Here is a 20,003-nt window from a genome sequence, read left to right as displayed (position 1 = left end):
GTCAGGCAAGGTCCACGGGCGAAGTCAGGCAAGGCCCCTGGGAGAAGTCAGGCGAGCCCCATGGGAGAAGTCAGGCACGCCCCACGGAAAGCGCGTCAGGCAAGGTCCACGGGCGAAGCCGAGGCCCATGGGAGCAGTCAAGCGAGGTCCACGGAAGGAGCGGCGCCATGGAGCAGCTACGGATCGGCATCGTCGGCGGGGGGCTCGGCGGGCTCACGCTCGCCCGGGTGCTCCACGTGCACGGGATCGCGGCCACCGTCTACGAGCGCGACGCCTCGGCCGGCGCGCGCACGCAGGGCGGGATGCTCGACATCCACGACTCCAACGGGCAGGTCGCGCTGCGGGAGGCGAGGCTGTTCGAGGAGTTCCGGCGGATCGTCCACCCCGGCGGGGAGGCCATGCGCATCCTCGACCGGCACGCCGCCGTGCGGGTCGAACAGCCCGACGACGGGCACGGCGGGCGGCCCGAGGTCGATCGCGGGCAGCTGCGGGACCTGCTCATCGGCTCGCTGCCCGAGGGCACCATCCGGTGGGGCGCCGCCGTCACCTCGGTCGCGGCGATCGGGGACGGGCGGCACGAGCTGACGCTCGCCGGCGGCAGCATCGAGACCACCGACCTGCTCGTGGGCGCCGACGGGGCCTGGTCGCGGATCCGGCCGCTGCTCACCGGCGCGCGGCCGGCCTACGCGGGGGTCACCTTCTTCGAGGTCGACCTGCTCGATGCCGACGCGCGGCACCCCGGCGCCGCCGAGGTCGTCGGGGCGGGGATGCTGTTCGCGCTCGGGCCGGGCAAGGGGTTCCTCGCCCACCGGGAGACCGACGGCAGCCTGCACGTCTACGTCGCGCTGCGCACGCCCGAGGACTGGGCCGCACACGCCGGCTTCGACGGCACCGCCGACGCCCGGACGCTCCTCGTCTCGCAGTTCGACGGGTGGTCGCCGCGGCTGCGGGCGCTCATCACGGACGCCGACGGGCCGGTCGTGCCCCGCAGGATCTCCGTGCTGCCCGCCGGGCTGCGGTGGGGCCGGGTGCCGGGCGTGACGCTGCTCGGCGACGCCGCCCATCTGATGTCCCCGTTCGCCGGCGAGGGGGCCAACCTCGCGATGTTCGACGGTGCGGAGCTGGGCCGGGCGATCGCGGCGCATCCGGGGGACCCGGAGGGGGCGCTGGCGGCGTACGAGGCCGGGCTCTTCCCGCGCAGCGCGGACGCGGCCCGGGAGGCGGCGGCGAACCTGGAGATCTGCTTGCGCGACGACGCGCCGCAGGGCCTCATCGACCAGTTCGCCGCGTACGCCGCCGCCGGGCACTGAACACCAGCGGCGGCCGGACGGCGGATGTGGTGAGCCCCGGCACCACACCCGCCGCGTCTACGGGTCAGGCCCGGGCCAGGGTCGCGCACTCGTCCTCGCCGAGCTCGCCGTCGGCGAAGACGATGCCGTACCGCAGCCGCAGCCGCCCCCCGGCCTCCAGCCGCACCGGCGCGTCCGCGAACGGGGCCGGCCCCACCACCGCGTAGGCGGCGCTGCGCACGAACCACGCCGTCGGGTGCCCGGCGTTGGCCGGGTCGTCGGCGAACAGCACCGTCGAGGCGCCGCCGTCGCCGTCGTGGCGCCCGGTGAACGCGAGCCAGGGCGCCCGGACGCCGTTGAGGTCGTCGCCGCCCGCCGCGTCCGGGGTGCGCACCCGGCCCCCGCTGAAGCCGCGCGGCCCGCGCCAGCACAGCCCGCCGTAGCCGGCCCCGGCGCGGCCCTCGGTCTGCGGGCTGCCGATGTCCACCGCGTCCGGGCCGGTGTTACGCAGCGCGGTGTCGAGCTCGAGGCGCCAGGCCGCGCGGTGCGGCAGGACCGTGACCGTCAGCCCGCGGCGCTCGGTGAACGCCTCCCGCCCGTCCTGGGTCAGCCAGCGCAGCCGCTGGACCGCGCGCAGGGTCCGGTCGCCGGCGCCGAGCTCCTCGAAGCACTCGTGCCGCTGGGTGCCGTTGTTGGGCAGCTGGACGTAGCCGCCGCGGTCGCGGCGGAAGGTCGGGCCGCCCCAGAAGTTGTCCGGCCCCGCGTTCGGCAGCGCCAGCGACAGGCCCTTGTGCCAGACGTGGTCGTGCGGGCGGTACAGGCTCACCAGCCGGCCGCCGAGGGTGCGGATCGGGTGCAGGTAGGGCCGCGGCGACTCCACCTGGGCCTCGCGGACGCGGTAGACGTACCGGAACAACTCACGACCGCGCCAGGTGACCCGCAGCGAGGCGTCCTGCCACAGCGCGAAGGCGAGGCCGGCGGGTGCGGTCACGGTCCCGGGTGCGGTGCTCATGCGATCCCCTCCGGCACCATCGCGGTTTCGAAACATTCGAATATTTACCGGAAACTTTTCTCACCGTACGGTCGCCGCCGACGCTCGTCAATGCCGTCCTCGCGCGGCCTATCATGCCGGCATGACCGAGACGAATCCGGAGCCCAGGGGCGGGCGGCGGCCGCGGGGCACGGTGACCGTGGCCGCGATCGCGCGGCTGGCCGGGGTGTCGCCGCCGACGGTCTCGAAAGTGCTGAACGGTCGCTCCGGCATCGCGGTCGACACCCGCGAACGCGTCGAGGCGCTGCTGCGCGAGCACGGGTACCGGCGCACTGACGGAACCTCCGCGCTGCCGATCGTCGAGGTCGCCTTCTCCGGCCTGGAGAGCCACCTCGCGGTCGAGATCATGCGCGGGGTCGAGGAGGTCGTGCGCGACCGCGGCCTGACCGTCGGCTTCACCGACCTGCAGGGGCACGCCCCACGGGCCGGGCGCCGCACCGCCGACCTGCTGCTGGCGCGCCGCCCGGCCGGCGTGATCGCGGTGCACTCCGCCTATCGCGGGCAGTACTATCAGCAGCTCACGGCCAGCGGTGTGCCCCTCGTGGTGGTCGACCCGACGGGCGAGCCGGTGCACGACACCCCGTCGGTGGGCACCACGAACTGGTCCGGTGGGATCGCCGCGGCCCGGCACCTGCTCGATCTCGGGCACCGGCGCATCGCCGTCATCACCGGGCCGGCGCAGTTCATGTGCTCCCGGGCGCGGCTCGAGGCCGCCCGGGCCGCGCTGGAGACGGCGGGCGTGGCGCTGGACCCCGGGCTGGTGCGCAGCGGGCGCTTCGGGTTCGACGACGGCGCCGCGCTCGGCGCCGAGCTGCTGGCCCGGCGCGACCGCCCGACGGCGATCCTGTGCGGCAACGACCTGCAGGCGCTCGGGGTGTGCGACGCGGCCCGGCGCGCGGGGCTGCGCGTGCCCGGGGACCTCAGCGTCGTGGGCTTCGACGACCTGGAGGTGGCGCGCTGGTGCGGGCCGCCGCTGACCACCGTGCGCCAGCCGTTCGCGGAGATGGGGCGGGCCGCGGCCGGGATGGTGCTGCGGCTCGCGGCCGGGCAGCCGGTCGAGCCGTCGCGGGTCGAGCTCGCCACGTCGCTCGTGCTGCGGGAGAGCACCGCGCCGCCGGCGTGAAACTTCCACGGAAACGTTGCCGCGCCTTACCGGAAACTCCGATGGATTACCGCCGACGAGCTTCGGGTACGGTGTCCGAATTCGGGGTGGGGGCGGGCGACGTGGAGGTGGCGGGTGGCCGGACGGCCGTCCGGGCGCGGCGAGACCTACGGCGGGCAGAGCCGGGAGGAGCGGGCCGCGGACCGGCGGGAACGGCTCGTGGCGGCGGCGGTGCAGCTGTTCGCGAGCCGGGACTACGACGACGTCACCGTCGCCGATGTGTGCACCCTCGCCAAGGTCTCCAAGCGGTACTTCTACGACCACTTCGCCGACCGCGAGGCGCTCGTGCTCACGCTGCACCGCGAGGTCAACGGCTGGCTGCTGAGCGAGGTCGCGGCCGCGGCGCCCCGCCGCGCGGACGGCCTCGACGCGGCGCTGCGCCCGATGCTGACCGCGCTGGTGCGGCTGCTGGCCGAGCACCCCGAGCGCGCCCGGATCGTCTACATCAACGCGCCGCGGATGGAGCTGCGCCGGCGCGGGGTGCTGCGCGAGGAGGCGGAGCTGTTCGGCCGGGCGCTCGCGCCCCTGGCGACGGCGCTGCGCGCGGACGGGGTGCGCTACGAGCGCACGATCCTGGCGCTGATCGCCGGCGTCAGCGAGGTGCTGATCGACTGGGTCTGGCACGACATGCGCGACCCCGCCGAGCCGCTCGTCGACCACCTGACCGGCCTGTGCGTGGCGCTGCTCGGGCAGCGGCCGTAATGCGGGCGGCAGCGGGCCGGTGGCGCGGCGACCATCGGTGCCTCGCTCGGCATCGTGCCCGCTGCGGTCCGCGGATCGCGCCGCCCCGGCCGGCCCGCCGCGCGACCTGATCCCACAGGTCCCGGTCGCTGAGGGGCCATTGGTCCCGCCGGGTGGGTCTTTTCGGCACCGGCGCCCGAGGCTCGCGCTTGCGACGCTGTTGGTGTCACACGAGAGCGCGGCAGGAGGCCGAGAGCCATGAGCACCTCGCACATCAACCACACCGCAGCCACCCACCTCGAGCGGGTCGAGGCGCCCGGGAGCATGCTGACCAAGGCGGCGGCCCGCGGCCTCGCGGTGCTGCGCTACGCGACCGGCTTCGTCTTCCTGTGGGCGTTCGCCGACAAGCTCCTCGGCCTGGGCTACTCGACCCCCTCGGCCAGGGCCTGGATCAACGGCGGCAGCCCCACCAAGGGCTTCCTCGCCGGCGTCGACGCCGGCCCCCTGCAGGGCTTCTTCCACACCATCGCCGGCACCTGGTACGCCAACTGGGGCTTCATGCTCGGCCTGCTCGGCATCGGCCTCGCCCTCACCGCCGGCATCGGCATGCGCGTCGCCGCCGCGTCCGGCACTCTGCTCATGGCCTTCATGTGGCTCGCCGAGTTCCCCCTCGCCCAGCACACCGCCAAGGGCGCACCCACCGGCTCGACCAACCCCCTCACCGACTACCACGTCGTCTACGCGATCGTGATGATCGTCCTCGCCGCCGCCTACGCCGGCCAGACCTGGGGCCTGGGCAAGCGCTGGGCCAAGCTCCCCCTCGTCCAGCGCAACCGCTGGCTCATCTGAGCGCTACTCGTCCCCCGATCGGCGGCCGGCTCTCGCAGGAGAGCCGGCCGCCGCTGTCGTGACGGCGATCTCGAAGGAGTAGCGGTCGCCGCGGTACGTCGACATCGCGCGCTCGACGGGGCGGTCGCGCTCGTCGAACGCGGTGCGCTCCACGAGCAGGGCCGGGCTGAAGGGCGGGGCGTCGAGCCGGGCCGCGGCCTGCTGGTCCAGGACGGTCGCGCGGATGGACTGCTCCGCGCGCGTGATCCGGATCCGGTACCGCCGGTGCAGCTGCTCGTAGAGCGAGCCCTCGAGGGTCGTGAGGCCCGGCACCAGCGCGGCGGGGAGGTACGCGTGCTCCAGGCACATCGGGATGCCGTCCGCCGTGCGCACCCGCTCCACGTGCACGACCTCGTCCGCGGGGCTCAGCGCCAGGGCGTAGCCGATCTCCGGGCCGGCCGCGACGGTCTCGAAGACGCGCAGCACCGAGCCGGGGACGAGCCCCCGGCGGCGCATGTCCTCGGTGAAGGACGTCAGCTCGATCGTCTTCGCGATGGGCGGGCGGGCCACGAAGGTGCCGGCGCCCTGCACGCGATACACCCGGCGCTCGCGCTCCAGGCGATCCAGCGCGTGCCGGACGGTCATGCGGCTCACGCCGAACGCCTCGGCCAGCTCGCGCTCGGGTGGTAGGCGTTGGTCTGGACCAATACCGCCCTGCATGAGCGTTTCGAGGTGTGCGTGGAGCAGCTCGTGCTTGGTCACCCCATGATGTTAGCGTGAATGGACTAGACCACTGATGGAGGTACCGCATGCTGGAGGCGATCACCGGCGGGCTCGTGGTGTCGTGTCAGGCGCCCGACGGCCATCCGCTGCGCTCACCCGACGTGATCGCGCGGCTGGCGCAGTGCGCGGCGCTCGGCGGGGCGGTGGCCGTCCGCGTGAACTCGCCCGAGGACGTGCGGGCCGTCAAGGCCGTCGTCGACCTGCCGGTGATCGGGCTCCACAAGGTCAAGGCGCCGGATCGGTACCTCATCACGCCCCACTGGCACCTGATCGAGGACCTCGCCGCGGCCGGGGCCGACGTCATCGCCGCCGAGGCGACCGGGCGCGGCGACCTGCCCGTGGCCGAGCTGGTGCAGCGGGTGCACGGGCTCGGCCTGCCGCTCATGGCCGACGTCGCCACCGAGGCGCAGGGGCTCGCGGCGTGGGAGGCCGGCGCGCAGCTCGTGGCGACGACGCTGTCCGGCTACACGGCGGACAGTCCACAGGGGACGCAGCCGGACCTCGCGCTCGTGGCGGACCTCGCCGCCGCCGGGGTGCGCACGGTCGCCGAGGGCCGGCTCGCCACCACCGGGCACCTGCGGCACGCGTTCGCCCTCGGCGCCTTCGCGGTCGTCGTCGGCACGGCGATCACGGACCCGCTCGCCCTGACGCGCGGCCTGGTCGCCGCCACCCAGCGATGAACCCGGGACCGTCGGCGGCGGGCACCGCGCTCGGCATCGACATCGGCGGCACGAAGATCGCCGCCGCGCTCGTGCACGCCGACGGCTCCACCGGCCCCCTGCACCGCGTGCCCACGCCCGCGCGCGAGGGCCCGGCTGCCGTCCTGCGCGCCGCCGCGGACCTCGGCCGCCGGGTCATCGGCGACGGCGCCGTGCTCGGCTGCGGGGTCGGCACGGCCGGCGCCGTCGACCCGCACGGCCGCGTCTGGCACGCCACCGACTCGCTGCCGGGCTGGACCGGGACCGATGTGCGCGCCGCGCTCGCCGAGGCCCTCGGCGTCACCGTGCTCGTGCGCAACGACGTGCACGCGATGGCCGTCGCCGAGGCCGCCTGGGGCGCCGCGGCCGGGGCCGGCACCGCGCTCGTGGTGGCGGTGGGCACGGGCATCGGCGGCGCGATCGTCGCCGACGGCTCGCTGCTGACCGGCCGGCTGGGCCTGGCCGGCAGCATCGGCCACCTCCCGGCGACAGCGTCCCTCGGCCGCCGCTGCGGCTGCGGGGGCCTCGACCACGTCGAGGCCTATGCGGCCGGCCCGGCGATCGCCGCCGACCACGCGCGCCGGGCCGGCCTGGACACGGCCCCGCGCCTGCCGGACGTGCCCGGCGACAGCCCCGCGATCGCCTTCGCCGCCGAGATCCTGGGCCACGGCCTGGCGGCGGCCGCGAACCTGCTCGACCCGGACGCGATCGTGCTCGGCGGCGGCGTGCTCGGCCTCGGCGAGCCGTTCCGCGCCGCGGTGCTCGACGCCCTGCGGGCCGCGGCCCTGCCCGGCATCGCCGGCGTCCCGGTCCGCTCCCCCGCCCTCGGCCCGGCGGCGGTCCTCGCGGGAGCGGCACACCCGCTGCTCTGAGCGGGCGCCCCGGAAGGTGCGCGGTCTACCGCCCGCGCTACCCCGCGGACTCGCCCCAGCGCCATGGCCGTCGGGGGCGCGGGCCGCGAGGCTCGGTGCCATGCCTCGCAAGCTGATCGCCCTCGTCGTCGTGCTCGTCGCCGCGTTCCTCCTCGCGCCCGGGCCGGTCGCGGCCATCGGGTCGGACCGGGCGCTCGCCGACCCGGATCGCCTCGCCGACCGGCTCCGGGCCGGATTCGTCGCCTACTGGCACACCGGCGAGCGCGGCCCGCAGCTCACGCGGGTCGTCGACTTCTGGTTCCGGTACCACCTCGTCAAGGCCGCCCTCGCGGCGCTGCTGCTCCTCGCGCTCGCGCTGCTCGGCCGGCGCCTGCTCGCCGCCGGCCACCGCTGGGCCACGATCGGCGTCGCGGGCGTCGGGCTGCTCGCGCTCGCGACCGTGATGGCCAACGTCCAGGGCGCCGTCGCCCCGTTCTCGTCGCTGCTGCCGATGCTCACCGAGACCGCTGCGGACGCGGCGCTCGCCGAGGCGCTCGGACAGATCCGCCGGCAGCTCGCGAGCGGCGAGCACGGCCCGGTGCTGCGGGCGATGGTCGGCGACTTCGGCGCGTACCACGCGGCGATGGCGGTCGTCGCCGCCGTCGCCGCGATCGGCCTCGTCGGGGCGAGCGTGCTCGGATGGCGCCGGTTCGCCGCCACCCGGGCGGCCGTGTGGGGCGGGCTCGGCGCGCTGGCGTCGCTGGCGTCGCTCGCGGTGCTCATGGTCGTCATCGCGAACGCGGCCACCGCGAACGACCCGGCGCCGGCCCTCCTCGCGTTCTTCGAGGGCGGCTGGTGAGCGCCGCGCGCACGCCGCCGGCCCGGCCCTGCCCCGCCGATATGGGCAAGTCGCTATGACCCGGCCCGTCACATTGATAGCTATCGTTCTCCCTGGTATTCGACTCGCTGGGGAGGCACCCGAATGGTTCGAAGGCTTCTGGCTGTCGTCGTGACGGCCGCCGCGCTCGCCGGCATCGCGCCCGGCCCCGCGCAGGCGGCCGTCCCCCGGGAATCCGTCGTCGGCGGCACGCGGGCCGCGCAGGGCGAGTTCCCGTTCATGGTGCGCCTGTCGATGGGCTGCGGCGGGGCGCTGTACAGCCCCCGGCTCGTGCTCACCGCCGCGCACTGCGTGAGCCGCACCGGCACCAACACGAGCATCACCGCGACGCTCGGCGCGGTCGACCTGCAGTCGTCGAGCCGGATCACGGTGCAGTCGAACTACGTGTACCGGGCGCCGGGGTACAACGGCAACGGCAAGGACTGGGCGCTCATCCGGCTAGCCACGCCGGTGACGGGCCTGGCCACGCTGCCGGTCGCGACGAACACGACGTACAACACCGGCACCTTCACCATCGTCGGCTGGGGCGCCGCGACCGAGGGCGGGGCCCAGCAGCGGTACCTGCTCAAGGCCACCGTCCCCTTCGTCCCCGACGCGACGTGCGACAACTCCTACCCGGACCTGATCCCGAGCGACGAGATCTGCGCCGGCTACGCCTCCGGCGGCGTCGACACCTGCCAGGGCGACTCCGGCGGCCCGATGTTCCGCCGCGACGCGTCGAACGCGTGGATCCAGGTCGGCATCGTCAGCTGGGGCAACGGCTGCGCGCGGCCCAACTACCCCGGCGTCTACACCGAGGTGAGCACCTTCGCATCGGCCATCGCCACGGCCGCGGCCTCCCTCGGCGGCTAGCATCCCGGGCCACCGGCCGGCCTGACACCACGGTCGAAGGCCGGCCGGCGCGATCCGGTAGGCAGGTGCTTCGATGAGGGCATGACCCGAGTCGTCTCCGCCGGCCTCGACATCGCCGCGCCCGCCGCCGTCATCTTCGAGCTCATCGCCGACCCCGCGCAGCAGCCGCGCTGGGACGGCAACGAGAACCTCCGGGAGGCGGCGGCCGGGCAGCGCGTCCGGGCCGTCGGCGACGTCTTCGTCACCACGCTGACCACGGGCGGCGTCCGGGAGAACCACGTGGTCGAGTTCGCCGAGGGGCGGCGCATCGCGTGGCGGCCGAGCGAGCCGGGCCGGCCCCAGCCCGGGCACCTGTGGCGGTGGGAGCTCGAGCCGGTCGACGACGGGAACACGCGGGTGACGCACACGTACGACTGGAGCGACCTCACCGACGAGCACCGCCTCGTGCGGGCGCGGGCGACGACGGCCGGCAAGCTGCGGGCGTCGCTGGACCGCCTCGCCGAGCTCATCCAGCGGGAGCGCTCACACCACGACTGACGAGGCATCATCCGCCATCCATGCTGACGGCCGATGCGCTCCTAGGCGCCGTCCTGGGCGCCGGCCTCGCGCTTGATCCGGTCGAACTGCGCGGCCATCGCGGCCGCCACCGCCTGCGCGGCCGACAGCGGGCGGACCATGACGGTGAGGTCGTCGATCAGGCCGTCCTCGTCCAGGTGCAGCAAGTCGCATCCCTCGACGGCCACGTCGCCGATCCTGGCCTCGAAGACGAGGGCGTGGTCCCGCTCGCCCTCGCCGCCGAGCTCCCGGACGTAGCGGAAGTCCTCGAAGACGCGCAGCACGCCGCGCAGGATCGCCGCGACCAGCGGCTTGCCCTCGTAGGGCCGGAAGGCCACGGGACTGTGGAAGACCACGCCGGCGGCCAGCGTCGCGGCGATGGCCTCGGCATCGCGCGCCTCGACCGCGCTCCGGAAGCTGATCATGCGCCGAGCATAGGCCGGATCTGACCGAACGGACGAGGGGCGGTCCGTCGAGCAGCGCCCGACAACGACCTGAGCGGCCAGGCCGGACCACCAACCCTCGCGACCCCGACTCCATAGAGTGACGGATACAACGCGCGCAGTGCGCTTGGATCTTCGGGGGGTTTCATGTTTCACGCCGTCACCGCCGGTGCCATGCTCCTGTCCTCGCTCACGGCGCCCGCCGCGGCCGCGACGCCGCCGCCACCGCCGAACGAGGTCAGCATCAGCGTGGTCACCGCCAACGGCTCCGGCTGCCCGGACGGCAGCGCCGCGGTCGCCGTCTCGCCCGACCGGAAGGCCTTCACGGTCACCTACAGCGAGTACATGGCCCAGGTCGGGGTCGGGACCAAGCCCACCGACTTCCGCAAGAACTGCCAGCTCGCCCTCGACGTGCACATCCCGCAGGGCTTCACGTACGCCATCGCGGAGGCCGACTACCGCGGCTACGCCCACCTCGAGCGCGGCGCGACCGGCACGGCGGTGGCAAGCTACTACTTCCAGGGCAACGCGCAGACCGCGCGGGCCAGCCACCCGTTCAACGGCCCGCTGGACGACAACTGGCAGACCAAGGACGTCGTCGGGGTGACCGCCCTGGTCTTCGAGCCCTGCGGCCAGCAGCGCAACCTCAACATCAACACCGAGCTGCGGGTCAACGCCGGCCGCTCCAACCCCAGGAAGACCACGAGCTTCATGAGCATGGACTCGACGGACGCCAGCTTCAGCACCGTGTACCAGGTGGCCTGGAAGCGCTGCCCGTAACACCCGCCCCGGCCACGGCACCCGCCCGGGCGCCGTGGCCGCCCGGCAGCATCACCACCTTGCCGGCGGCCCGGTTCTCCTCCATGTACCGATGGGCCTCGGCGATGTCGTCCAGGCCGAAGACCCGGTCGACGTTCGGCCGGTAGACGCCGGCCTCGACGTTGCGCACGACCCGCTCGAGCACGGCCGCGCCCGCGGCGCCCTTGGCGTCGTCGCTGTGGAACGCCGTGAGGCGGGTGCCGGAGGGGATCATCGCGATCGGCTCGAAGCCCTCGATCAGCCATCCGCTGAGGGAGCCCGCCACGCACACGGTCCCGCCCCGCCGGACCAGGCGCAGCGAGCCGGCGACGGTGCTCGCGCCGACGAGATCGAGGACGTGGCTCGGCCCCGCGCTCCACGGCGTGCGCAGCGGGCCGCCGTCGTCGAGCAGCACGTGGTCGACGCCGCCCGCGCTCAGCGCGCCCGCCTTGCCCGGCCGGCGGGTCGTGGCCGCGACCTCGACGCCCTGGCCCCGCGCGATCGACGCGGCGGCCAGGCCCACCGAGGACGTACCGCCCCGGATCAGCAGCCGCTCGCCGGGCCGGATGCCCAGCGCGTCGAGGGCGCCCTGCGCGGTCAGGTACGCCTCCGGCAGCGCGGCCAGCACCTCCCAGGGCAGCGTGGTGCGCACCGGTATGAGCAGGGCGTCGGGCAGCAGCGCGTACTCGGCGTAGCCGCCGTCGAAGCGCCGCCCCATCTCCCCCATCACCGCCGCGACCGTCGTGCCGTCCGGCAGCGCCGGATCGGCCGAGGCGGCCACGATCCCCACGCACTCGATCCCCAGCACCCGCGGGAACCGCACGCCCGGGGAGTGCCCCTGGCGGGTCCGCAGCTCCGAACGGTTGAGGCCCGCGCCCATCACCCGCACCAGGCTCCAGCCCGGCCGTGCCGCCGGCACCGGCAGCTCCCGGATCTCCAGCACCTCGGGGCCGCCCGCCCGCACACAGACCGCCGCTCGCATCGTCGTCGTCATGCCCTGAACGATCGCCGCGGCAGCGGGTGGCCGCCCACCGGTAGCATGCCAGGTCATGCCTGTAGCCCGCCAATCCCGGATCTGGCCGTCCGGGGGCGTGCACCTGTGGCCGTCGGGCGGGACCAGCGCGGCCCACACCCACCCGCGCGGGCACCTGCTGTACGCGGCGGGCGGCGTCCTGTCCGTGCACACCGGGCGCGGCACGCTGATCGTCCCGGCCAACCGGGTCGCCTGGGTCCCGGCCGGGTCCACGCACCGCCACCGGGCCCACGGGGAGACCGACATGCGGATCGTGTTCCTGCCGGCGTCGCTCGCCCGGCTGCTCCCCGCGCACCCGGCGGTCTTGCTCGCCTCCGGCCTCGCCCGCGAGCTCCTGCTCACCCTCACCGGCCCGCGGCCGCTCGACCGCGGCCCGCGGGCCCGCCTGCACCGGGTCCTGGCCGACGAGCTCCGCGCGGCGCCCGAGCAGCCCCTGCGCCTGCCCGAGCCGCGCGACGACCGGCTGCGGGCCGTGGCCCGCATCCTGGACGAGGACCCCGCGGACACCAGCTCGCTGGCCGCGCTCGGCCGGCGGGTCGGGGCCGGCGCGCGCACGCTCAGCCGCCTGTTCCACGACGAGCTCGGCATGACGTTCTACGAGTGGCGCACCCAGCTGCGCATCGGGCACGCCCTCGTCCTGCTCGCCGAGGGCCACGACACGACGCGGGTCGCCCACGCGTGCGGGTGGGCGAACCCGAGCGGCTTCATCGCCGCCTTCACCGCGATCGTCGGCACCACGCCCGGCCGTCACCGCCGACACCCGCCGGGCTGAGCGGCGCCGGGGCGCCGCTCACGCGGCCAGGGCGGCCAGCAGGTTGTCCACCGCGGCCTCGGCCGCGCGGCGGGAGCTCTCCGCCGTGGCCGCGCCGAGGTGCGGGGTCGGCAGGACGCGGGCCTCGCGCAGCAGCTCGGAGGGGGCCGGCGGCTCGCGGTCGAAGGCGTCGACCGAGTAGAACGCGATCCGCCCCGACCGGAGCTCGGCCAGCAGGGCGGCCTCGTCGACGAGCGTCGAGCGGGCCGTGTTCAGCAGCACCACGTCGTCGCGCAGCAGGGCCAGCTCGGCGGCGCCGAGCAGGGGCCCGCCGGGCGACGGGGGCACGTGCAGGGAGACGACCTCGCTCGTGCGCAGCAGATCGCCGAGGGGCAGCAGTGGTACGTCCGCCGCCGTCACGAACGGGTCATGGGCCACGACCGTCATCTCCAGGCCGCGGGCCAGGCCGGCGAGCCGGCGCCCGATGGCGCCGTAGCCGACGATGCCGAGCGTGCGGCCGGCCGCCTCCCGGCCGGTGCTGCGCTGCCAGGTGCCCGCGCGCAGGGCGTCCGCGGCCTGGGGCAGGCCGCGCAGCCCCATCAGGGTGAGGGCCAGGGCCAGCTCCGCCACGCCCTGGGCGTTGGCGCCGCGCGCGGTGAGGACGAGGACGCCCCGGTCGGCGGCCGCGCGCGCGTCGATCGCGTCGCTGCCGGCGCCGTTGCGGCTGATGACCCGCAGGCGGTCCGCGCGGGCCAGGACGTCGGCGCCGATGGGCTCGACGCCAGCGACCCAGCCCACGACGCCGGGCACCGCCTCCAGCAGCTCCTCGGTGGTGGGCTGGCGGCCAGGCGACGGAGTGACGATCTCGTAGCCGGCGGCGGTGAGCCGGTCCAGCGCGGGCGAGCCGGCCGCGGACATGCTGCGCGGCGTGACCAGGATCCTCATGCCGCCGCGCCCGGCGCCTGCGGGTTGAGCACGCGGATCAGGCGGGTGACCTCGCCGGCCATGGCGTCGCGGGCGGGCGCCACGTACTTGCGCGCGTCCATGACCGACGGGTCGGACGCCAGGCGATCGCGGACCACGGCCGTGAAGCACTTGTTCAGGTGGGTGGCGATGTTGACCTTCGTCATGCCGGAGGTCACCACGCGGGCCAGGGTCGCGTCGTCGACGCCGGAGGAGCCGTGCAGCACGAGCGGGACGGCGACCCGGGCCGCGATCGCCGCGACCAGCTCCAGGTCGACGACGGCGTCGCGGGTGGCCATGGCGTGCGAGGTGCCGACGGCCACGGCCAGGCAGTCCACGCCGGTGTCGGCGACGAAGCGCTCGGCGTCGCCGGGGTCGGTGCGCACGCCGGGCGCGTGCACGCCGTCCTTGCCGCCGACCTCGCCCAGCTCGGCCTCGACGGCGACCCCGGCGGCGTGACAGAAGGCGACGACCTCGCGCGTGACGGCGCGGTTGCGGGCGTCGTCGAGCTTGGACCCGTCGTACATCACGGAGGTGAAGCCGAGGCGGACGGCCTCGCGGACCAGCTCGACGTCCTCGGCGTGGTCGAGGTGCAGGACCACCGGGACCGCCGCGGCCTCGGCGAGGGCCAGGCAGGCCTGGGCCAGGGGGCGCAGGGAGCCGTGGTAGCGGACCGCGTTCTCGCTGATCTGCATGATGAGCGGCGCCTGGGCCGCCTCGGCGCCGGCGACGAGGGCCTCGCCGTGCTCGAGCAGGGTGGCGTTGAAGGCGCCGACGCCGAGGCCGCTGGTGCGGGCGGCGGCGAGGATGGGGCGTGGGTCAGCGAGGGGCACGGGGGAACTCCAAGAGCGTTATGTGACGTCGGACTGGGCTCGCACGGCCGCTCGCGCGGCGTCGAAGCGGGCCCGGGCAAGGGCGTAGCCGGCGCCGGCGGGCGACACCGTCTGCGCGCCGGAACCGTTGGTGTGCAAGGGTTCGGTGGATTCCCAGGCGCCGATGCCGAGCCAGCCCAGGGCCGCGGCGCCCAGCGCCGCGCAGTGCTGGGCGTCGGCGGGGCGGGTGACGGGCCGCTCGAGCAGGTCGGCGAGGACCTGGAGCATGAGGGTGCCGCGGGCCCCGCCGCCGACCGCGGTGATCGGCTCCCGGGACGGCCCGGGCAGCATGGTGGCGGCGGCGCCGGCGAGGCTGAAGCCGATGCCCTCCACCACCGCGCGGGCGAGGTGGCCGTGGGTGTGGCCGAGGTCGAGGCCGAGGAACGCGCCGCGCACGGCCGGTCCGCCTTCCGCGACGGTACCGCCGGCGAGCGTCGGCACGCAGGTGAGCCCGTCGGCGCCGGCCGGGACCGCGGCCGCCTCGGCCAGCAGCGCGTCGAGGTCGCCGTCGCGCCCGAGCAGGCCGGCCAGCCAGGTGAGGCTGCTGCCGCCGCCGAAGGTGGACAGGGCCGACACGTAGAGGCCCGGCAGCACGTGGTCGAAGACGAACGGGCGCTGCACGTCGTCGAGGACCGGCTCGGCGCCGGCGACGGTGACCCAGTTGGACGAGCCGAGCGACAGGTACGCGGCGCCGGGGCGGTCCAGGCCGGCGCCCAGGGCCATGCAGGAGTTGTCGACGCCGCCGGCCACGACGGGGACGCCGGCCGGGATGCCGGTCCGCGCCGCCGCGTCCGCGGTGACCTCGCCGATGACCGCGCTCGACGCGACGATGCGGGGCCACCACCGCGCGGGCACGCCGAGGGTCTCGAACACGTCCGGCCGCAGGGCGCGGGTGAGCAGGTCGTAGGCGCCCGACCCGGAGGCGTAGCTGGGATCGGTCGCCTCGACGCCGGTGAGCCGGGCGTTGATCCAGTCCTTGCTGCCCAGGATGCGGGCGACCCGGGGCTCCTCGCGCAGCCCGGCGGCCTTGAACACGGTATACATGCCGGCCGGGAAGCCGTTGCCGGTGGACCGGTACCAGTCGCGCTCGGGGATGTGCCGGAACGCCCGCCGCGCGGCCTCGCTCCCCCGCACGTCCGACCAGATCGGCACGGAGTCGAGCAGCAGCGCGCCCTCGGCGTCGACCGGCACCATCGCCAGGCTGTGCCCGGAGAGCGAGACGGCCCGGACCCGGTGCTCGTCCAGCGGCAGCTCGCGGGTCGCCGCGGCGAGGGCGTCCCACCAGTCCGCGGGGCGCTGCTCGTGCCGGCCCGGGGCCGGGTAGGCGGTCGGGTAGGCGACGAACGCGGTGGCGCGCACGCGCGCGGCGGCGTCGACGAGGGCGGCCTTGCAGCCGCCGGTGCCCAGGTCGAAGGCGAGGACGACGTCGGTCATGAGCGCGGCATCCCCGATCGCATCCGGGACAGCCGCGACTTCATGGTGCGGATGTCCTCCAGGGCCGACTCCTCGCGGCGCAGCAGCACCATGGTGGCCAGCGTGTCGACGACCACGAGCTGGGCCAGGCGCGAGATGGTCGGCGTGTAGACGTCGGTGTTGTCCAGCGACTCGACCACGAGCGCGATGTTGGACAGCTCGGCCAGCGGGGACGGGCCGCCGGTGATGCCGATGACGGTGGCGCCCCGTTCCCGGGCGACGCGCACGGTGTCGAGAATGGACACGGTGCGCCCGGTGTTGGAGATGGCCACGAACGCGGTGCCGGGCCGGCTGGTCGAGGCGGCCAGGAACTGCTGGTGCGTGTCGATCGGGGCCGAGCACGGCACGCCGAAGAGCGGGAACTTCTGCTCGGCGTCCATGGCCACGATCCCGGACGCGCCGAGCCCGATGAACACGATGTGCGAGCAGGACGCGAGGGTGTCCACGGCCCGCGCGATCGCGTCGAGGTCGAGGTGGCGGCGCACGTGGTCGAGCGAGGTGATGGAGAAGTCGAAGATCTTGCCGACCGTGGTGGCGGTGTCGTCCTGCGCCTCGATGACCGACTGGGTCGCGGGCACGCCGAGCGCCACGCTCTGCGCGAGCTGGATGCGGAAGTCGTGGAACCCGTCGCAGCCGATCGCGTTGGCGAAGCGCACGATCGTGGGCTGGCTGACCTCGGCCAGCTCGGCCAGCTCGGCCAGGGTCATGGGCACCACGCGGCGCGGGTCGGCCAGCACGACGTCGGCGACCTTGCGCTCGGAGCGGCGCAGCTGCTCGAGGCTGCGGCTGATGCGTTCGAGCACGGGTCCGGCCATGGCGACGCTCATCGGCGGCCTCGCAGGATCATCGACTCGCCGTGCGAGGGGAGCTGGACCGTGACGCCGAGGCGATCGGCGAGGCCGAGGTCGAACCCGGCCGGGTCGGCGGTGTTGAAAGCGAACATGCCCCAATGATGTGGGACGAGGGTGCCGATCCCGGCGGCGGCGCACAACCGGACGGCCTCGTCGAAGGTGAAGTTGCCCGGCACGCCGTTGTCGCGGCGGTAGGCGTCGCGGCCGTTGACCGGCAGCAGCGCCACGTCGATCGCCATCCGGGCGAGCCACTCGGGCAGGCCGGCCCAGGGGGCGCAGTCGCCGGAGTGGTAGACGCGGGTGCCGGCGGCGTCGATGACGTAGCCGAGGTACCGGTCGTCGCCGTGCTCGTCGAAGACGCGCTCCTCGTGCGCGGACGGCACCGCGCTGATGGTGAACGGGCCGAACCCGGCGCTCTGCCCGGCGCGCAGCGGGTCGACCCGGGACGCGGGCACGCCGCCGCGGCGCAGGGCCTCGTCGACGACGGCGCGCGGGCAGACCAGGCGGGTGCCGGGCTGGGCGGCCAGCAGCGGCGCGAGGGTGCCCGGGTCCATGTGGTCGGTGTGGGCGTGGGTGCAGGCGACGGCGACGAGCGGCGGCAGCTCCCACGGGGCGAGCGGGGCCGGGCGCAGGCGGGTGTGCGGGAACAGGCGGCCCGCGTACTTCTCGGCCAGGGAGTCCGAGAGGTACGGGTCCACGGCGAGGTTCGCCGCGCCCGCGGTGAGCACGAATCCCGCCTGGCCGAGCCAGCGCGCCGACAGCGTCATCGGACCGCCTGGGCGGCGTCGTAGAGCCGGTCGAACGCCGGGCCCTCCGTCGGCAGGTTCAGGTCGAACACGGCGTCGATGGCGCGCGTCCAGCCGTGCACGAAGTACCGCCACCCGTCCTCGACGGTGAGCGCGTCGGCGGCCGCGCGGGCCCGCGCCTGGCGCAGGAACCCGAGCTCGCCGCGGTAGTTGAACTCCCACACGGCCCCGCCGTGCGGGAACACGGCGGCGTCGGTGAGCGGGGAGCCCGGCCGGTCCTTGCCCATGCCGGTCGCGTTGACCACGAGCGCGCCGGGGCCGAGCCCGGCCAGCAGCGCGTCGTGGGTGTCGCCGCGGGCCAGCAGGCGGGTCTGCCACGCGATGCCCGGGTCGCCGCCGGCGGTCGCCTTCGTGATCGCGGCCAGGCGCTCGTCGGCGATGTCGGTGACGACGACCCGGGCCGGAGCGTCGGCGCCCGCGCGGTGCGCGAAGTAGTCGCACAGCGCGAGGGCGGCCCCGCCCGCGCCCATCACCAGCACGTCGCGCCCGGCGAGCACGGGGACGATCGCGTGCAGCGACAGCTCGCTGGTGACGGTGTCCAGCGCCAGCCCGTCGACGACGCCGTCGCCGGCGACGAGCGCGCTGACCTCGTGCAGCCGCGCGGCGTCGCCGTTGACGCCGCGCAGCTGGTCCTGGGTGGCGGCGTAGAGGTCGAGCTTGTGGGTGGTGACCAGGGCGCCGCGCGACAGCGGGTCGTCGCGCAGGTGGGCGACGACCGCGCGGTAGTCGGCGGCCGGCGCGGCGACCGGGATGTCGATGCCGGTCAGCTCGACGCCGTCGAGGCCGAGCAGCGGGCGCCAGGCGGCGAAGACGCGGTGGATGGCGGAGGAGCCGGTCGTGACGCCGATGAAGTACATGGTCGGCGCGGTGGCGGGGGCCAGTGCCGACGGCGTGAGCACGGTGGGCATCAGGCGCCCGCCTCGGCCACGAGCTGGACGGCGACGGCGGTGTTGATGCCGAAGCGGGTGGCGCCGGCGGCCATGAGCGCGCGGATCTGGTCCAGGGAGCGCACGCCGCCCGAGGCCTTGATCTCGCGGCCGGGGCCGGCGACCGCGCGGATGAGCTCGACGTGCCGCGGGGTGGTGGCCACGCCCTGCCAGCCGGTGCCGGTCTTGAGCGAGGCGGCGCCGGCGTCGACGGCGGCCTGGGCGGCGGCGCGCACCTGGTCCTCGTCGAGCAGGCCGACCTCGAGGATCACCTTGACCGGCACGGCGCCGGCGACGGCCGCCAGGACCGCCGCGACGTCCTCGGCGGCCGCCGCGAGCTCGCCGGAGCGGACCCGCCCGATGTTCATCACGACGTCCATCTCCTGCACGCCGTGCTCGAGCAGCCACCGGGCCTCGGCGACCTTGACCGCGGTCGCCGAGCCGCCGGAGGGGAAGCCCACGGGCGAGCCGGCGTTGGTGGTCGAGCCCTCCAGCAGCGGGCGCAGCACCGGCAGCCAGGACGGCAGCACGTGCGCGGCCACGAAGTCGCCCTCGAGGGCGTGCCGGGCCAGGGCCTCCACGTCGGCGCGGCCGTGCTGGGCCTGCACCGCGCTGATGTCGACCATGCGGGCGAGCGCGTGGCCGGTCAGGTCATCGAGCGACATAGTTCGGGTTCTCCTCCAGGCGCCAGGGCTCGGCCCCGGTCCCGCCGACGGCCAGGTGCCGCATGCCGCCGGCGCGCGCGATGATGCCGTAGTCCTGCCCGGCGTCGGCCGGGTAGCAGAACACGGTCACCAGGTCGGTGTCGCCGACGTTCACGCTGCGGTGGATGTGCACCGGCGGGACGTAGGCGATGACGCCCGGGCGCAGCTCGGTGACGACGGTCCGCCCGTCGAGCGTCTCCATCAGCATGAGGCCGTGCCCGGCCAGGCAGTGGTAGATCTCGGCGCGGTCGTGCTTGGCGTGGATGTGGCCGCGGGTCATGTGGAACTCGTCGCCGACCTTGCCGGGCGAGAGCGTCGAGATGCCGGTGATGAGGTCGCCGGCGGCCTCGGACGGGCGGAACTCGTCCACGTGGTAGATGACCCGGTCGGCCTCCTGGGCCAGGCGGGCGGCGAACGCCCCGGCGTCGGCGAAGAGGCCGTCGAGGTCGGCCAGCCTCTTCTCGTACCGCCCCGTGCGGTTCGTCAGCCCCGCGGGCGTGACGACCAGCTCGGGGCCGCTCAGCGGTTCGCTCACCGTGCTCCTCCGTCGTGCTGTGGTCCCACTGTTTGTAGCAAACTTACAAGAACCTGTCACGCCCTCATTGCCTCCGTGTAGCGAACTTCCCGAATTTGAAGCGGACGCTCGGCGATTAAGCGGTCAAATCGGTCTTAAATGCCGGGTCGCTCGACACTCGTCTGTAACGATCAGCAAATCCTCCGTTGACAACTTCCGGC

General features: G+C 75.1%; 23 protein-coding genes. 11 read left to right on the top strand and 12 right to left on the bottom strand.

The annotated features are described in order from the left end of the window. Positions 1-167: 167 nt before the first annotated feature. The gene (locus ACQP2P_RS14155; protein ID WP_433616265.1) at positions 168-1,310 is read left to right on the top strand and encodes an FAD-dependent oxidoreductase; all 1,143 of its coding nucleotides are present in this window, start codon (positions 168-170) and stop codon (positions 1,308-1,310) included. A 64-nt stretch (positions 1,311-1,374) separates the two neighbouring features. On the opposite strand, the gene ACQP2P_RS14150 is transcribed toward ACQP2P_RS14155, so the two are convergent. Further along, on the bottom strand, positions 1,375-2,301 hold the full coding sequence (locus tag ACQP2P_RS14150; protein ID WP_433616263.1) for a PmoA family protein: 927 nt from the start codon (positions 2,299-2,301) through the stop codon (positions 1,375-1,377). A 121-nt stretch (positions 2,302-2,422) separates the two neighbouring features. On the opposite strand from ACQP2P_RS14150, the gene ACQP2P_RS14145 reads away from it, so the two are divergent. The 3 genes from ACQP2P_RS14145 (at position 2,423) to ACQP2P_RS14135 (ending at position 5,032) form a co-directional block, all read left to right on the top strand. Beyond that, on the top strand, positions 2,423-3,463 hold the full coding sequence (locus ACQP2P_RS14145; protein WP_433616261.1) for a LacI family DNA-binding transcriptional regulator: 1,041 nt from the start codon (positions 2,423-2,425) through the stop codon (positions 3,461-3,463). A gap of 114 nt (positions 3,464-3,577) precedes the next feature. Then, positions 3,578-4,204, top strand: a complete 627-nt coding sequence (locus ACQP2P_RS14140) for a TetR/AcrR family transcriptional regulator (protein ID WP_433616259.1) — start codon at positions 3,578-3,580, stop codon at positions 4,202-4,204. Between the two features lie 237 nt (positions 4,205-4,441). Continuing rightward, entirely contained in the window at positions 4,442-5,032 is a 591-nt protein-coding gene (locus tag ACQP2P_RS14135) for a hypothetical protein (protein WP_433616257.1), read from the top strand. A 3-nt stretch (positions 5,033-5,035) separates the two neighbouring features. On the opposite strand, the gene ACQP2P_RS14130 is transcribed toward ACQP2P_RS14135, so the two are convergent. After that, positions 5,036-5,773 carry a GntR family transcriptional regulator gene (locus tag ACQP2P_RS14130; protein ID WP_433616255.1) on the bottom strand — a complete coding sequence of 246 codons (738 nt, stop codon included), beginning with the start codon at positions 5,771-5,773 and terminating at the stop codon, positions 5,036-5,038. Positions 5,774-5,820: 47 nt separating this feature from the next. Between ACQP2P_RS14130 and ACQP2P_RS14125 the strand changes: the two genes are divergently transcribed. The 5 genes from ACQP2P_RS14125 to ACQP2P_RS14105 all read left to right on the top strand — a co-directional run bounded on the left by ACQP2P_RS14125 (position 5,821) and on the right by ACQP2P_RS14105 (position 9,630). Then, entirely contained in the window at positions 5,821-6,474 is a 654-nt protein-coding gene (locus tag ACQP2P_RS14125; RefSeq protein ID WP_433616253.1) for an N-acetylmannosamine-6-phosphate 2-epimerase, read from the top strand. Continuing rightward, positions 6,471-7,364, top strand: a complete 894-nt coding sequence (locus ACQP2P_RS14120) for an ROK family protein (protein WP_433616251.1) — start codon at positions 6,471-6,473, stop codon at positions 7,362-7,364. Before ACQP2P_RS14125 ends, ACQP2P_RS14120 begins: the two co-directional genes overlap by 4 nt. Before the next feature lie 100 nt (positions 7,365-7,464). Continuing rightward, positions 7,465-8,202 carry a hypothetical protein gene (locus ACQP2P_RS14115; RefSeq protein WP_433616249.1) on the top strand — a complete coding sequence of 246 codons (738 nt, stop codon included), beginning with the start codon at positions 7,465-7,467 and terminating at the stop codon, positions 8,200-8,202. A 123-nt stretch (positions 8,203-8,325) separates the two neighbouring features. Further along, the gene (locus ACQP2P_RS14110) at positions 8,326-9,093 is read left to right on the top strand and encodes a S1 family peptidase (protein WP_433616247.1); all 768 of its coding nucleotides are present in this window, start codon (positions 8,326-8,328) and stop codon (positions 9,091-9,093) included. An 81-nt stretch (positions 9,094-9,174) separates the two neighbouring features. Continuing rightward, entirely contained in the window at positions 9,175-9,630 is a 456-nt protein-coding gene (locus ACQP2P_RS14105) for an SRPBCC family protein (protein WP_433616245.1), read from the top strand. 41 nt (positions 9,631-9,671) lie between these two features. Here ACQP2P_RS14105 and ACQP2P_RS14100 read toward each other — a convergent pair whose 3' ends face one another. Beyond that, on the bottom strand, positions 9,672-10,073 hold the full coding sequence (locus tag ACQP2P_RS14100; protein ID WP_433616244.1) for a nuclear transport factor 2 family protein: 402 nt from the start codon (positions 10,071-10,073) through the stop codon (positions 9,672-9,674). 165 nt (positions 10,074-10,238) lie between these two features. On the opposite strand from ACQP2P_RS14100, the gene ACQP2P_RS14095 reads away from it, so the two are divergent. Then, positions 10,239-10,871, top strand: coding sequence for a DUF4360 domain-containing protein (locus ACQP2P_RS14095; protein ID WP_433616242.1), 633 nt, complete (start codon positions 10,239-10,241; stop codon positions 10,869-10,871). Here the strand turns inward: ACQP2P_RS14095 and ACQP2P_RS14090 are convergent. Next, on the bottom strand, positions 10,831-11,883 hold the full coding sequence (locus ACQP2P_RS14090) for a zinc-binding dehydrogenase (protein WP_433616241.1): 1,053 nt from the start codon (positions 11,881-11,883) through the stop codon (positions 10,831-10,833). The two genes, ACQP2P_RS14095 and ACQP2P_RS14090, sit on opposite strands and share 41 nt — an antisense overlap. A gap of 55 nt (positions 11,884-11,938) precedes the next feature. Between ACQP2P_RS14090 and ACQP2P_RS14085 the strand changes: the two genes are divergently transcribed. Continuing rightward, entirely contained in the window at positions 11,939-12,694 is a 756-nt protein-coding gene (locus tag ACQP2P_RS14085) for an AraC family transcriptional regulator (protein ID WP_433616239.1), read from the top strand. An 18-nt stretch (positions 12,695-12,712) separates the two neighbouring features. Here ACQP2P_RS14085 and ACQP2P_RS14080 read toward each other — a convergent pair whose 3' ends face one another. From ACQP2P_RS14080 to ACQP2P_RS14045, 8 genes are read right to left on the bottom strand one after another with little or no spacing between them, the layout of a single operon-like run. Further along, the gene (locus tag ACQP2P_RS14080; protein WP_433616237.1) at positions 12,713-13,618 is read right to left on the bottom strand and encodes an NAD(P)-dependent oxidoreductase; all 906 of its coding nucleotides are present in this window, start codon (positions 13,616-13,618) and stop codon (positions 12,713-12,715) included. After that, complete coding sequence (locus tag ACQP2P_RS14075) at positions 13,615-14,469, bottom strand: class II fructose-bisphosphate aldolase (RefSeq protein ID WP_433616235.1); 855 nt, start codon at positions 14,467-14,469, stop codon at positions 13,615-13,617. Before ACQP2P_RS14075 ends, ACQP2P_RS14080 begins: the two co-directional genes overlap by 4 nt. An 18-nt stretch (positions 14,470-14,487) precedes the next feature. Beyond that, the gene (locus ACQP2P_RS14070) at positions 14,488-15,942 is read right to left on the bottom strand and encodes a xylulokinase (protein ID WP_433616234.1); all 1,455 of its coding nucleotides are present in this window, start codon (positions 15,940-15,942) and stop codon (positions 14,488-14,490) included. Continuing rightward, a complete protein-coding gene (locus tag ACQP2P_RS14065; RefSeq protein ID WP_433616232.1) occupies positions 15,939-16,808 on the bottom strand; it encodes an SIS domain-containing protein in 870 nt (289 codons plus the stop codon). The genes ACQP2P_RS14070 and ACQP2P_RS14065 overlap by 4 nt, the downstream gene beginning before the upstream one ends. Next, positions 16,805-17,599, bottom strand: coding sequence for an MBL fold metallo-hydrolase (locus tag ACQP2P_RS14060; protein WP_433616230.1), 795 nt, complete (start codon positions 17,597-17,599; stop codon positions 16,805-16,807). The genes ACQP2P_RS14065 and ACQP2P_RS14060 overlap by 4 nt, the downstream gene beginning before the upstream one ends. Further along, positions 17,596-18,546: a hypothetical protein gene (locus ACQP2P_RS14055; protein ID WP_433616228.1), complete on the bottom strand. Its 951-nt coding sequence runs from the start codon at positions 18,544-18,546 to the stop codon at positions 17,596-17,598. The genes ACQP2P_RS14060 and ACQP2P_RS14055 overlap by 4 nt, the downstream gene beginning before the upstream one ends. Continuing rightward, positions 18,546-19,229, bottom strand: coding sequence for a deoxyribose-phosphate aldolase (deoC, locus tag ACQP2P_RS14050; protein WP_433616226.1), 684 nt, complete (start codon positions 19,227-19,229; stop codon positions 18,546-18,548). Before deoC ends, ACQP2P_RS14055 begins: the two co-directional genes overlap by 1 nt. Then, positions 19,216-19,803, bottom strand: coding sequence for a glucose-6-phosphate isomerase family protein (locus tag ACQP2P_RS14045; RefSeq protein WP_433616224.1), 588 nt, complete (start codon positions 19,801-19,803; stop codon positions 19,216-19,218). Before ACQP2P_RS14045 ends, deoC begins: the two co-directional genes overlap by 14 nt. Between the last annotated feature and the right edge of the window lie 200 nt (positions 19,804-20,003).

The sequence above is a fragment of the Dactylosporangium sp. CA-139114 genome (genome assembly GCF_050955725.1).
Taxonomy (GTDB): Bacteria; Actinomycetota; Actinomycetes; order Mycobacteriales; family Micromonosporaceae; genus Dactylosporangium.
This window is presented reverse-complemented; position numbering and strand designations above follow the sequence as displayed.

Bases quoted from the DNA above. Each gene is read 5' to 3' on its own strand.
- ACQP2P_RS14065 (WP_433616232.1), bottom strand. From the start codon at position 16,808: ATGAGCGTCGCCATGGCCGGACCCGTGCTCGAACGCATCAGCCGCAGC.
- deoC (WP_433616226.1), bottom strand. From the start codon at position 19,229: ATGTCGCTCGATGACCTGACCGGCCACGCGCTCGCCCGCATGGTCGAC.
- ACQP2P_RS14070 (WP_433616234.1), bottom strand. From the start codon at position 15,942: ATGACCGACGTCGTCCTCGCCTTCGACCTGGGCACCGGCGGCTGCAAG.
- ACQP2P_RS14125 (WP_433616253.1), top strand. From the start codon at position 5,821: ATGCTGGAGGCGATCACCGGCGGGCTCGTGGTGTCGTGTCAGGCGCCC.
- ACQP2P_RS14105 (WP_433616245.1), top strand. From the start codon at position 9,175: ATGACCCGAGTCGTCTCCGCCGGCCTCGACATCGCCGCGCCCGCCGCC.
- ACQP2P_RS14120 (WP_433616251.1), top strand. From the start codon at position 6,471: ATGAACCCGGGACCGTCGGCGGCGGGCACCGCGCTCGGCATCGACATC.
- ACQP2P_RS14155 (WP_433616265.1), top strand. From the start codon at position 168: ATGGAGCAGCTACGGATCGGCATCGTCGGCGGGGGGCTCGGCGGGCTC.
- ACQP2P_RS14060 (WP_433616230.1), bottom strand. From the start codon at position 17,599: ATGACGCTGTCGGCGCGCTGGCTCGGCCAGGCGGGATTCGTGCTCACC.
- ACQP2P_RS14100 (WP_433616244.1), bottom strand. From the start codon at position 10,073: ATGATCAGCTTCCGGAGCGCGGTCGAGGCGCGCGATGCCGAGGCCATC.
- ACQP2P_RS14110 (WP_433616247.1), top strand. From the start codon at position 8,326: ATGGTTCGAAGGCTTCTGGCTGTCGTCGTGACGGCCGCCGCGCTCGCC.
- ACQP2P_RS14055 (WP_433616228.1), bottom strand. From the start codon at position 18,546: ATGCCCACCGTGCTCACGCCGTCGGCACTGGCCCCCGCCACCGCGCCG.
- ACQP2P_RS14090 (WP_433616241.1), bottom strand. From the start codon at position 11,883: ATGACGACGACGATGCGAGCGGCGGTCTGTGTGCGGGCGGGCGGCCCC.
- ACQP2P_RS14095 (WP_433616242.1), top strand. From the start codon at position 10,239: ATGTTTCACGCCGTCACCGCCGGTGCCATGCTCCTGTCCTCGCTCACG.
- ACQP2P_RS14115 (WP_433616249.1), top strand. From the start codon at position 7,465: ATGCCTCGCAAGCTGATCGCCCTCGTCGTCGTGCTCGTCGCCGCGTTC.
- ACQP2P_RS14145 (WP_433616261.1), top strand. From the start codon at position 2,423: ATGACCGAGACGAATCCGGAGCCCAGGGGCGGGCGGCGGCCGCGGGGC.
- ACQP2P_RS14135 (WP_433616257.1), top strand. From the start codon at position 4,442: ATGAGCACCTCGCACATCAACCACACCGCAGCCACCCACCTCGAGCGG.
- ACQP2P_RS14150 (WP_433616263.1), bottom strand. From the start codon at position 2,301: ATGAGCACCGCACCCGGGACCGTGACCGCACCCGCCGGCCTCGCCTTC.
- ACQP2P_RS14080 (WP_433616237.1), bottom strand. From the start codon at position 13,618: ATGAGGATCCTGGTCACGCCGCGCAGCATGTCCGCGGCCGGCTCGCCC.
- ACQP2P_RS14085 (WP_433616239.1), top strand. From the start codon at position 11,939: ATGCCTGTAGCCCGCCAATCCCGGATCTGGCCGTCCGGGGGCGTGCAC.